Raw genomic sequence first — 12082 nt, 5'->3', positions numbered from 1 at the left:
GTCAGGGCGTCAGGATCACCTTGCGGCAATCCTCCTCTTTGCGGTCGAAGATTTCGTAGCCACGCACCGCGTCTTCGAGCGACAGGCGATGCGTCACGATCACGCCCGGGTCCAAGCGGCCTTCGCCGATGTGGTCGAGCAGCTCCGGCATCAGCTTCTGCACATGGGTCTGGCCCATCTTGAAGGTGAGGCCCTTGTCGAACGCATCGCCGAGCAGGAAACCATGGATGAAGCCGGCATACACGCCGGGAATGCTCACCGTGCCGCCGCGACGGGTGGCTGCGATGCACTGCCGGATCGCCACGCCACTGCTGCCTTCCACCTTGAGCGTGGTGAGCGCCGATTCCAGCGCGCTGCCCTCCGCTTCGAAACCCACCGCCTCGATCGTGGCGTCGACGCCGCGTCCGTTGGTCTGGGTGATGATGTACTCGGCAGGATCCTCGACCTGGGTGAAGTCGATCGGGGTGACCCCGTAGGTCTGCTGCGCAAAGGCGAGGCGATACGGCAGATGGTCGACCATGAAGATCGTCTCCGCCCCCAGCAGGCGGCAGCACGCCGCGCTCATCAGCCCGACCGGACCGGCACCGAAGATCGCCACCGTGGAGCCGGGCTTCACCCCGGCATTGATCGCGGCCTGGTAACCGGTCGGCAGGATGTCGGACAGGAACAGCACCTGCTCATCGGACAGCGCATCGGGAATACGTAGCGGCCCGACGTTGGCCTTCGGCACGCGCACGAACTCCGCCTGCCCGCCCGACACGCCGCCGTAAAGATGGCTGTAACCGAACAGCGCCGCCGGCGGGCGGATGCCCTTCTGGTTCACGGCAGCGCCCTTGCCGGTATTGGTGGTCTCACAAGCCGCGAACTCGGCCCGGCGGCAATGGAAGCATTCGCCGCACGCGATCACGAAGGGAATCACCACGCGGTCGCCCGGACGCAGGTCCATCACCCCCGCGCCGACCTCCTCCACCACGCCCATGAATTCATGGCCGAGCACGTCGCCGGTGTGCAGATCGGGAATCTTCCCGCGGTACAGATGCAGGTCCGAGCCGCAGATCGCTGTGGCGGTGACGCGCAGGATGATGTCGTCCGGGGCGGCCAGCGCAGGATCCGGCACGGTATCAACCCGTACATCCTTGCTGCCGTGGTAAGTCAGTGCGCGCATAGCAAACTCCGTGTCCAGGTACCTCTTTGGTACGTGGTACGGCGTGGCAGCGTCGTGACCGCACCGTGTGCGGGGTGTCTATCCGGGTCAGTGCACCGCGCGGCAGGACCGGAACGCATGGCGCTCCGTAGTGCGTGAGGACTGAATCATTCATTCTGCAGGCGCGGCCCGTGCCCCGCCCGTCGCTTACTCCACCGAGGGCGCCGAAGGCGCCTCTGGATCCGGCGGCAGTTCCTGCGGCGGCGCCGCCGGCGCAGGATCACCCTCCGGCGGAATTTCCTGCGGGGGGTCCTGTGCCGGCGGGTCGCCACGGCCGGGTTCCTCCACCGGCGGCGCGGGCGGCACCGGCTCCGGGGTCGGGGCCGGCACCTGGGCGATCACTTCATCGAATGAGGCCATCGTTTCACTGTCCAGTGTCATGTACATCGCGCGTGTTCCTGTTGAGGGGCTGCGCTCGACGCTACGCGGCGTACCGTCAACATCCAGCGACGGCCATACTGGCGGGCGAACGCTTTGGCTCAGTCATCTCCCTCGGAGCGGCGCTTGTTCACGGTGATCTCGCCGGAGGTTTCCAGCACCGCCAGCTCGACCTGCCCGAAGCCCTCGCAGCCATTGGCGCGCATCGCCACCTCCAGATCGGCCGGGCTGACATTGCAGCGCTTCACCTGGTCCCAGTAGATCGTGCCGTGCCGCGCCAGCACCACCGGCACGCCTTCCACGATCTGGTTGAGTCGCTTGCTGCGCGCCCCGACGAACCCGACGAACCAGTTCAGCCCAATCAGGGTCGCGGCCAGAATGAGCCCGCCGGGCAGCGAGGTGTCCTCCCCGATCAGCGAGTTCTGCACCGCCGTGCCCAGCAGCACGATCACCAGGATATCGAAGGGCGTGGACTGCCCCATCGAACGCTTGCCACTCATCCGCGTCAGCAGCAGGACCACGACATACACCGCGACGGCGCGGACCACGAACTCCCACCATTCCATCCCCAACTCGAACATCTCATGCATCGCGGCAGCCTCCATGTGGCGAGGTCTGGACGATAGGAACTTCGAAGTGAAGCCGGTGGGAGCACCCGCCCTTCACGGCACCCCCGCTCCTTCGTAACAGCCGCAGGGCTAGCGTCGAGCCATAACCGCCGTACCCGTTCGCGCAGGAGCCACGCCATGCAGCACGACAAGACACCGCCCGCCTCCACCGAAGACGCCCACGCCACGCACAACCTGCCGCCGGGGGAAGGCAAGGTCGACAGGAAGCGCACCTCGGAGAACCACGACGAAGCGCTGGAAGAGACCTTCCCGGCAAGTGATCCCATCTCGCCGTTCGTCGCGGCCAAGCCGCCGAAGGACGACAAGGACGCGAAAGATCCGGACGCCGACCGCCTGAAGGCCGAGAACGACGGCTACAACCAGCACGGCCATGGCAAGGGCGGCAAAGCCGGTGAAGGTGAGCCGGACGGGGTGCGAGAGGACGACGGCATTACCCAGCCGAACTTCGGCCAGCATGGCACGGCCGGCAAACAGACGCTGGATCACTGGTCAAACGAGGACATGTCATGACTACTGCACCGCGATCGCCCGCTACGAAAGAAGACGACCAGCAGAAGAGCCACACGGCGGACAAGCTGAGGAACGATGACGCCCGGTGGAAGGAGAAGGACATGCCGGAGGCGGAGCATGGGGCGACGCCTGAGGATTATGAGCGCCCAGGAAAGGTGTGAGCTTAGTGGCCGAAAGGCGGTGGCCGGAGCACCCGGCCCTGTAAATGCACCATTTGCTCAGCTACCATTCGCTCCCTAATTCAAGGAGGAATGGGTATGAAGAAGTGCGCACTGTTGGCTGCGATGGTGTTGACGGTTGCGGGGTGCGGCCCGACGGATCACGAAAAGCAGATCGCACGGGTGGAAGCTGGGCTCAAAGAGCACCTCAAGGACCCCGACTCCGCCAAGATCGTCGTCACGGACGTCTTCCCGATGTTCGACGGAGAGGTTGCCTGTGGGACCGTGAACTCCAAGAACAGTTTCGGTGGTTACACCGGGGAGATGACGTTCATCCTTCCGATGGCCGCGAACGGGACGATGTGGAGTCCAAGCATCGCCGACAGCGAACTGCTTTCGTCAATGCTTCCGGATGACTGCGCCTTCATGAAGGCGTACGCCCAGCGGCCAGGCATGGTCGGCGTACCGGCCGGATTGGAGCAGCTGACGGCATTCTCGAGGGAATACAAAGCGTTTGCGGCCAAGAGTGTGAGCGAGGCCCTGGAAAAGCAGCGACGGCAGTAAGAAGTAGGATCCAAAGACGCGGCAGTAGCTCGGCGTTCTTTGCCGGAGCGCCTTTCCCGCCTGAAGAATCTGGGACTCGGCAGGACCGGCGATCATTGGCAACCTACGCAGATCAATGACTTCTTTGTGGCCTGCGGTCAGTGGGGGGCAGGCGGTGAGGCGGCCTGATCGCCGTCAAATACTGAAGCCGATTGGCGATGACGTCGAAGCCCACGAGCTCTGCGCGCAGCCGAGCCGCCCCGCGCTGGCACGTCGCCGAGAGTCGCCGAGAGTCGCCGCCGTGGCTGTTATGGAGGTCGTCGGCCTGCCGCCATAGCGGCGCCGCCTTCACGAGCGCCTAGCGCGCAGTGCCGACTCCAGGCGAATCCGCTGCTGATGCCTGAACCGCCCACAGTTCACGCAGATACCGAGCCCCACACCCCTTGACCGGCTTACGCCCAGCCGACGAGGGCCATCCGGGTGGCGAGGACCGGCGCGGCAACCAGCCAGCTCCGCTGGAGCAAGGTTGCCTGAGGCAAAGTAGGCGACGGGTGCCGACGCCACATAGCTGTCAGGCGATCCCCACCCATCGCAAAGCAGTCCGACGGCCCTTAACCAGATATTCGAAGGCAATCGCCCCGACTGCGCAAATCACGATGGTGATGATCACGGCTGCGCCCACGAATGCTGGTTGCAGTGCTTCAACGCCTGGGATTCGACGTAGCCCGCCCTGAACAGCGCCAAGAACGAGCATGTGCGACAGGTAGAAGTAGAAGCTGCGCGCCCCCAGCCAACTCATCGCCCATCGCCAACCACTCAGAATGGTCCAGGTGCGGGCCAGCGCAACCGCGAGAGCGCACACGCACAGGGATGTGATCATCGACGAGAGCTTCAGCTGCGATATCGCGAGATCGACAGCGCCAGGGAGCCACATGTATGCCTCAGCAACTGAAACCGCCGCAGACAAAATCGCCAGCGCGAGCCAAGCCTGCCAGTAGCCGAACGACGAACCCAACTCGCCCCGGCCAAAGACCAAGCCAGCCAGATAGAAGGGCAGCCACAGAAAAAATGGCAGCGCGTTGTAGGGGAAATGCGACCAAGCGCCATCAAAGCCGCTAGCTCGGATACCGTAGGTGAACGTGCAGGACGCAACGATGGAAACCGGGATTGCCAACTTGAGCGCGCCGTACGACAGGCGTTCGAGAGCCGGGGAAAGAAGGGCTATCTGCAACATCACAATCACGTAGTAACCGACGGATGTCACCGTGCCCGTGACGAGCATCTCAGGCAAATCTGCAACTACCAACTTTCCCATCAGCACCTTGGCACACGCGTACACAGCCGCCCACACTAGATATGGAGCAAGCAGACGCTTCAACCTAGCTTTAACACCAGCCAGATAGGCGGTGGCTGGTGTTCCATGTAGAGCGAACATGCCTGAGAGGAAGACAAAAAGCGCCACCGGAAAATTGATGAACTGCCTCAGCACAATTGCAAAAGTACTGTTGGCACTGCCCTCAGGGAAGACGAGTGCGCTACCGCACGCGTGTATGGTGACAACCGCGACAATCGCGAGACCCTTCCATACGTCCCAGTAGAGATTTCTCACAACTTTGCCCAAGCGAATTAAAGGTCGGTCTTATATCACGATTGGCGCAATCGTCATCAAAGTCTCATGAGATACGTTCTACCCTCCGATTGTTCGTCTCTACGTCACGACCGCGCGCATCTTCAACCGAATCGCCATTGCGGCGTCGGCCCGATTGTTCTTGATGGAGATTCTGCAGAGATCACTGTCACGGCCTCCACCATTTTCTCAATGCCTTTCCCCGCATTTCCGATAGCGTAGTTCAGTGCCGATCATCCAAGCCTTGAGCAGGCTGCCAATGTCGGTGGAAACATTGGTGAGGATCGTGGGATCGGCCGAGCTGGCCAGCAGCAGCTTCTCATTGGCTTCAGTACAGACTGCTGCGGCCAAGACGTCGCCGTTTTCACGACTGAGCAGCAGGATGGCGATCAGTGCGTCGACAATGGTCTCGGGGACGTCGCTGCGCTGCTGCCCGACGAATTCATATGCTGCAGGCACTAGTTAGGCACACGGATTCTTCTGCGGGGCGTCAATCCACTCGCGTAGCTGAAGGCGCATCGCGTCGAGCTGATCGTCACCGCCACGCTGTTTTCGAGCGTATGAATCACACACCGGAAATCCTAGTGACCATCTCCGTATCCGCAATCAAGGGATGGGCAATCATCGCAACCCCCAAGTCCTCGCCATCTCCAGCCCGCCGCTTGGTTTCACGGCTACCGATTACAGCGATCGAGATCCTTGAAGCAGCGGCTGCGATGACGCCAACAGCAGCAACCCAGTCCGCGCAAGAGCCAGCCATAGATTCGTCGCTGTGCCAACTGTGCCAAAGGAGGCCCAGGACGTGGCGAAATAGAGCATTGCGCCCCCATGTACCCCAGGGTACGCCCTTGATTTTGGTGACCCCGGCCCGATTCGAACGGGCGACCTTCCCCTTAGGAGGGGGACGCTCTATCCAGCTGAGCTACGGGGCCTGGAAGAGGTGTGAAGGATACAGCGTGATCGCCTATGCGGCCATCCCGCATGGCCACCGTACACGTAGAGGGACTGCTTCTCCCCTATCCTTTCGTGCCCACACCCACCCGCAGCATAGTCCGTCCATGGATCCTTTCCTCTGGGGAGCTCTCTCCCTGCTTGGCGACAGCCGATTACTGCTTCCGGCGGCCGCCACGTTGATGCTGCTCGGTTACCTGGATGGAACGTCGCCCTATCGACGATGGTCATGGGGACTTGGCGCGGTCGGCGCCGCTGTCCTGACGAGCAAGTTGGCCTTCCTGGGGCTGGGAATCGGATTGACTACACCTCAGTTCACCGGTTTCAGCGGACATGCCGCATTTTCTGCCGCCGTTTGGCCCGTTCTGTTGGCCAGCGCAACCCCTCGGCGACCACGTGTGGGGGCGGTATCGGGCCTGATACTTGCCGCGCTCGTAGCAGCATCGAGGCCGCCACTGCATACCCACTCCTGGACCGAAGTCATCACCGGCTGGCTGTTGGGCGCGCTGGCAGCGGCGTGGGCACTGCGTGGTGCTGTTCCTGCCGATTTTCATCGGCCGTACTGGGCCACCGCCGCACTGGCCGTTGGAGGCACCTGCCTGGTCATTCTCTGGAATGTGCGTCCACACACCCTGCTACTACTGGTCACAGGCCATCCGCCCCACTGAGACCACGTCTCCCTCATCACGCCGCGGCTTGACATCAAAAGCGCCCAACCGTGATCATAGGGATGAATTACCCCCTAACGGAGTAGGAGAACCCGTTCTATGAAGAAGATGCTTGCCGTAATCGCCCTGGTAGGTCTGTCCTCCCCGGCTTTCGCCCAGGACGCTCAGGTTGAGCAGACGGGTGCTGCTACCGAAACCACGACCTCTTCTGAAGTCGCTGGCACCGAAGCTGCTGGTTACTCGACCGCCGCCATCGCCGGCACCACCGTGGGCGTGATCGCTGCGGGTGCCGTGCTTTACAGCATCGCGGGTGACAGCTCCAGCGGCTCGAACGACGATGGTGGAAACAATGGCGGCACCGATCCGGGCGGCCCGGGTACGGGTGGCACCGGCGGTACGGGTGGCACTGGCGGTACGGGTGGCACCGGCGGCACCGGCGGCTGATTTAGCCAAAGCCTGAATCCATGCCCTCGCCGGGCCATGCTTGGCGAGGGTTTTTTATGCCCGCCGAAAAATCAGACTCTACATGACCATGAAGTTCACCTGCCTTGCGGTCGCCCTGTTGGCGACTGCCACCCTGTCCGGCTGCATGCTTGCGCCAGGACAGCACCTGCGTCACAGCGATGTATCGGCCGACCGGCAAAGCGATGATCGCACGTTGGAGATGGTCACCATCACTCCTAAACTCATCGCGATGGATCGCGCGACGCAGGATGAGCAGGTTCTTCCGCCTGAACTGTTCGATTACCAGCCTGCCGATTACACCGTCGGCACGGGCGACGTCCTGTACATCACCGTCTGGGACCACCCGGAGCTGACTGTCCCCGCCGGGTCCCAGCAGCAGGGCAACCTTGCCGGCCGTCTGGTGCAGAGCGACGGCGCCCTGTTCTACCCCTACATTGGCAAAGTGCAGGCCCGCGGCAAGACGCCGATGGCACTGCGCGAAGAGATCAGCCGCCGCCTGGCGCAGTACATCGAGTCGCCCCAGGTCGACGTCTCGATCCTGAACTACGGAAGCCAACGCGTGTGGGTGACCGGCGCTGCGGAACGTTCCGCACCCATTGCCCTGGGCACCTCTCCCCTCACCTTGTCTGATGCGATCAGCCAGGCGGGCCTCAACCCGACTCAGGCCGACCTGTCGGGCGTGAAACTGAGCCGCGCCGGCGCCACTTTCACCGTCAACCTGGAGACGCTCGCCACGCAGTATGGCGGCCGGCAGCTCTACCTGAAGGACGGCGATTCGATTTTCATTCCGTACCTGGACCGCAAAGAAATCTTCGTTGTCGGCGAAGTGAATCTGCCGGGCGCTTACAGCTTCCGGACGGGCGACGTGTCGCTGAACCAAGCGCTGGGTCGCGCCCGCGGGCTGACCCAGGAAACATCCAACGGCAATGCGGTCTATGTGATCCGCGGCAGCAAGGATTTGCAAACGATACCGTCCCGCGTGTTTCAGCTTGAGGCCCGCTCTCCCACCGCCTTCGCCGTCGGCAGCCAGTTCATGCTGCAGCCTGGCGATGTGGTCTTCGTGGGTGCCGCAGGCGTGACTCGTTGGAACCGCTTCGTGAACCAGCTCTTGCCGTTCAGCAACATCCTGTATACCGCGGCACGCACGGAGAGCGAAGTCGGGAACAACTGACATGGCACTCTTTGACGCGCATGCCCAGAGCCGCAGGGCGCCAATGGCGCTTTTGCCGTGCATCGCTCTGGCCAGCACGATGCTGCTCGCCAGCTGCACCACAGGCAGCCGCGCCACCAGCGATTCGTTCCGCCTGCTGTTCCAGGGGCGGGTACAGGCGACGCCGGCGCAGGTGGCGGCCACGCCCTATCCACAGGCCCAGCTGAAGGCACCTGATATAGCGGCTGTCATCGTGCTGGGCTTCGTCGACGAGGGGCAGCAGACCTGGTATGCCGGCAACCATGCCGTGTTCAAGCTCGATGCAAACGGACTGCTGACAGGCACATCGGGCAGTGGGCGCCAGCTCCACTCGCGCATCGTTGGCCCCTCGCCTTTCGGCAACCTTGCACGCATTCAAGGCAGTGCGCGCGTACAACGTGAGTACGACTGGATCCCCGGCTACCGCATGGGTGTCCAGGCGCATGGCACCGTCGAACGCGGTCCACTGGAATCGGTGGATATCCTGGGCCGCAAGCGCGATCTGGTTCGTTTCGATGAACGCCTAGAGGGTGGCATGCGGGCCCACAATATCTACTGGGCCGATCCTGCGACGGGCTTCATCTGGAAGAGCCGCCAACAACTGAGCCCGGATTATGAGGTTGAGCTGATTCAGCTCAAGCCCTACCGGACATCGAAGGACTGAGACATGCAGTTGCGTTTCCTTGCCCTGGCGGCCGGGCTTGTGTGGGCGTGCACCGCCTGGACGGCTACAGCACACCCCGCATCTCTGATAGCCCGTGTCGACGGAGAAGTCCATGCGCCGGGTGATTACACGCTCGCTGCAGGCGCTCGGCTTTCGAGCCTGCTTGCGGCCGCGCGACCTGATACTCAGGCCTACCTGCCCGGTGCCGCCTTCTTCCGCGAACACGATCGCCTTGAACAGGTGCGCCTGCGTGCGGGTATCGAGCATGACCTTGCCGATCTGCAGGACCACAAACGTCCGGAGATAGCGAAGGTCGCCGAACAGCTTCTTCAGTGGATCGACGCACGCAATGCCACGGGGCGCGTCCCGCTGGCAGCCACAGATGTACGCCTGATGCAGGTTCAACCTGCGGCGGACCCTGTGCTGGCACCCGGGGACAGGCTGCACTTTCCCGCCCGCCCAACGACGATCACCGTCATGGGTGGGGTCGGCGCTCCCTGCAAGTTGCCACACCAACCCGAACGCGATGCACGCGACTATCTTCGCGATTGCCCCATCACGAAGGCCGCCGACACCGACGATCTGTTTGTCATCCAGCCCGACATGATCATCCAGCGGCTTGGCATCGCGCTCTGGAACCGCGCTGACCCGCAGGCCGTTGCGCCCGGCGGGGTCATCTATGTCCCCCTGCGCCAGCGCGAGATCAACAGGATTGATCCGTCGTTCAACACCGATTTTGCTGCGTTTATCGCAACACAGGCCCTGACACCGTGAGCTGCAGTAAGATGACGCGTCCGACGACGCTTGCATTCTCGATGCTTGCGCTGGCCCTGTCGGCCAGCCTCCATGCACAGGAAGCACCACCCGCCACCGCGAGCGAATGGGGTGGCATAGGGCTGCTACAGACGCCGACCGCACGGATGGCGGCCGATGGCGATATCGCCTTCACGGCCTCGCACAACTCACCGTACAGCCGCTACAACCTGACCATGCAGCCCTTCCCCTGGCTGGAGGGTGCGTTCCGCTACATCAACGTCTCCAACATCCGCTACGGCTCAACCGATATAAGCGGCGACCAAAACTACAAGGACAAGTCAATCGATTTCAAGGTCCGTCTCTGGCAGGAAACGCGCTGGACACCCGACCTTGCCTTCGGTGTGCGTGACTTGGGCGGCACCGGCTTCTTCTCCAGCGAGTATCTCGTCGCCAGCAAGAACTTTGGCCCGGTGGATGCCTCCATCGGCCTGGCCACCGGCTACATCGGTAACCGCGGCGACTTCTCCAACCCCCTCGGCGCGATTGATGACCGCTTCAAGGATCGCCGCCCTATCGCAGGCAGCAACATCAACGACGCCGGCAAGTTTGGTGCCAGCAACATGTTCAAGGGGCCGGTGGGCATCTTCGGCGGCATCACCTACCAGACCCCCTGGGACGCGCTTCTGCTCAAGGTTGAGTACGACGGTAATGACTACAAGCGCGAGCCCCGCCGGAACAACCTGAATCAGTCCACGCCCATCAACGTGGGGCTGGTCTATGTTCCGAACCGGAACATCGAGCTGGCCGCAGCGTGGGAACGCGGCGATGCGGCCATGTTCTCCCTGACGTTCCGCGGCAATCCGGGGCAGGCAGCTTCGTCGGCGAAGCCGTTCGACCCTGCGCCGGTCAGACTGAAGCAACGCGCCCCGGCAAAGACAGAGGCTGAGGAAGAGGCACGACCGCAGTCCCCGGCGGGAACTGCGCAGGCGCATGGTACCGAAGCCGATTGGGAGAGCATCGCCCGCCAGCTGCGCCATAACGCGGGTCTTCGCATCGAGCAGATCTCGCGCCGCGGCAGTGAACTGTATATCGACGGCTACCAGGCCAACTACTACCACACCGCCAAAGGGATGGGGCGCGCCGCACGCATTCTGGGCAACGGCGTGGGCGACGACTACGACTGGTACACCTTCCGGACGACACGACTGGGGATGCCGATCATCGATACGTCGATGAAACGAGACACCTTCGAATCCTACCTGGACGGGCGTGCAACCGAAGATGATCTTCGCCGCAGCACCGAAGTTTCCGTGCCTGCCGACGTTGAACGCGAGGTGCTCTACACGCAGCCCAGGAAGCCGTGGGGCGGCGGTTACAGCGTCGGCTACCGGCAGAACCTCGGCGGGCCCGACGGCTTCATCCTCTACCAGGTAGCGGCGAACTTCAGCGGCAGCGTTTTCTTCAAACCCAATGTCTGGCTGACAGGCACCGTCAGCGCGGACATCATCAATAACTACGACAAGTTCCGTTTCGACGCGCCCAGCAACCTGCCACGCGTACGCACTGACGTGCGCCAATACTCAACGACGTCGGACGTGATGATGCCTAACCTGCAGTTCAACGTCGCAGGCAGACTCGGACGCGACATCTACGGCATGGCCTACGCGGGCTACCTGGAATGGATGTACGCGGGCGTCGGTGGCGAGGTGCTCTACCGCCCCATGGGCGAACGCTGGGCGGTGGGTGGCAATCTGAACTACGTGCGCCAGCGCGACTATGATCAGCATTTCGGCCTGCGTGATTACAGCATCACCACCGGTCATGCCACGCTGTACTACACATTCGACGCGAAGGAACGCGTTGTCGGGTCGCTCTCGGCCGGTCGCTATCTTGCGGGTGACTACGGCGCCACGCTCAACTTGGCTCGTGTCTTCGACAATGGCATGACCATGGGCGCTTACGCGACCAAGACGAACGTGTCGGCTGCCGAGTTTGGTGAGGGCAGCTTCGACAAGGGCATCTACTTCAGCATTCCGCTCGATACGGTGCTGCCCCGTTCGACGCGTTCCAGGGCCACGATTAACTGGGCGCCTTTGATCCGCGACGGTGGCGCCATGCTCAATCGCAAATACTCTCTGTACAACCTGACAGGCGAGCGGGACGAGCGGTTCTTCTACGACAACATCAAGTCGGCGGCCGACTGAGTCGGCCGCAGGGCGGGCAACCCGCCCTGGCCCAGCGCTACGCAACAACAGCGCACCCTTTGCACGAAGCACCGTTTAAGCGGGCGCCGGCACAGTGACCGGCGTTCGCACCACTGCGTCTCGCAGCCCCCGCGCG

The 12082-nt window shown here is 62.8% G+C and carries 13 protein-coding genes and 1 tRNA gene; 8 read left to right on the top strand and 6 right to left on the bottom strand.

The genetic code is table 11. The features are described 5' to 3' along the window. Position 1 precedes the first annotated feature (1 nt). The 3 genes from HH110_RS11915 to HH110_RS11905 form a co-directional block, all read right to left on the bottom strand. Complete coding sequence (locus HH110_RS11915; protein WP_176989860.1) at positions 2-1165, bottom strand: zinc-dependent alcohol dehydrogenase; 1164 nt, start codon at positions 1163-1165, stop codon at positions 2-4. Positions 1166-1351: 186 nt separating this feature from the next. Beyond that, the gene (locus HH110_RS11910; protein ID WP_176989859.1) at positions 1352-1591 is read right to left on the bottom strand and encodes a hypothetical protein; all 240 of its coding nucleotides are present in this window, start codon (positions 1589-1591) and stop codon (positions 1352-1354) included. A gap of 92 nt (positions 1592-1683) precedes the next feature. After that, complete coding sequence (locus tag HH110_RS11905) at positions 1684-2172, bottom strand: DUF421 domain-containing protein (protein ID WP_176989858.1); 489 nt, start codon at positions 2170-2172, stop codon at positions 1684-1686. Between the two features lie 156 nt (positions 2173-2328). Between HH110_RS11905 and HH110_RS11900 the strand changes: the two genes are divergently transcribed. After that, entirely contained in the window at positions 2329-2721 is a 393-nt protein-coding gene (locus tag HH110_RS11900; protein WP_176989545.1) for a hypothetical protein, read from the top strand. Positions 2722-2978: 257 nt separating this feature from the next. Then, a complete protein-coding gene (locus tag HH110_RS11895) occupies positions 2979-3443 on the top strand; it encodes a hypothetical protein (RefSeq protein WP_176989857.1) in 465 nt (154 codons plus the stop codon). Positions 3444-3993: 550 nt separating this feature from the next. On the opposite strand, the gene HH110_RS11890 is transcribed toward HH110_RS11895, so the two are convergent. The 3 genes from HH110_RS11890 to HH110_RS11880 all read right to left on the bottom strand — a co-directional run bounded on the left by HH110_RS11890 (position 3994) and on the right by HH110_RS11880 (position 5981). Then, the gene (locus HH110_RS11890; RefSeq protein WP_176989856.1) at positions 3994-5043 is read right to left on the bottom strand and encodes an acyltransferase; all 1050 of its coding nucleotides are present in this window, start codon (positions 5041-5043) and stop codon (positions 3994-3996) included. 195 nt (positions 5044-5238) lie between these two features. Further along, positions 5239-5508, bottom strand: a complete 270-nt coding sequence (locus tag HH110_RS11885) for a hypothetical protein (RefSeq protein WP_176989855.1) — start codon at positions 5506-5508, stop codon at positions 5239-5241. Between the two features lie 396 nt (positions 5509-5904). Next, positions 5905-5981, bottom strand: a tRNA-Arg gene (locus tag HH110_RS11880). A gap of 126 nt (positions 5982-6107) precedes the next feature. On the opposite strand from HH110_RS11880, the gene HH110_RS11875 reads away from it, so the two are divergent. The 6 genes from HH110_RS11875 to HH110_RS11850 all read left to right on the top strand — a co-directional run bounded on the left by HH110_RS11875 (position 6108) and on the right by HH110_RS11850 (position 11946). Further along, a complete protein-coding gene (locus HH110_RS11875) occupies positions 6108-6668 on the top strand; it encodes a phosphatase PAP2 family protein (protein WP_176989854.1) in 561 nt (186 codons plus the stop codon). 99 nt (positions 6669-6767) lie between these two features. Continuing rightward, on the top strand, positions 6768-7112 hold the full coding sequence (locus HH110_RS11870; RefSeq protein ID WP_176989853.1) for a hypothetical protein: 345 nt from the start codon (positions 6768-6770) through the stop codon (positions 7110-7112). 82 nt (positions 7113-7194) lie between these two features. Further along, positions 7195-8304 carry a polysaccharide biosynthesis/export family protein gene (locus HH110_RS11865; protein WP_176989852.1) on the top strand — a complete coding sequence of 370 codons (1110 nt, stop codon included), beginning with the start codon at positions 7195-7197 and terminating at the stop codon, positions 8302-8304. A 1-nt stretch (position 8305) separates the two neighbouring features. Next, positions 8306-8986, top strand: coding sequence for a YjbF family lipoprotein (locus tag HH110_RS11860; protein WP_176989851.1), 681 nt, complete (start codon positions 8306-8308; stop codon positions 8984-8986). Between the two features lie 3 nt (positions 8987-8989). Beyond that, positions 8990-9760: a capsule biosynthesis GfcC family protein gene (locus HH110_RS11855; protein WP_176989850.1), complete on the top strand. Its 771-nt coding sequence runs from the start codon at positions 8990-8992 to the stop codon at positions 9758-9760. Between the two features lie 11 nt (positions 9761-9771). Beyond that, positions 9772-11946: a YjbH domain-containing protein gene (locus HH110_RS11850; protein WP_176989849.1), complete on the top strand. Its 2175-nt coding sequence runs from the start codon at positions 9772-9774 to the stop codon at positions 11944-11946. Positions 11947-12082 lie beyond the last annotated feature (136 nt).

It is taken from the genome of Stenotrophomonas sp. SAM-B, from assembly GCF_013387485.1.
In the GTDB taxonomy this organism is placed as follows: Bacteria; Pseudomonadota; Gammaproteobacteria; order Xanthomonadales; family Xanthomonadaceae; genus Stenotrophomonas; species Stenotrophomonas maltophilia_AA.
This window is presented reverse-complemented; position numbering and strand designations above follow the sequence as displayed.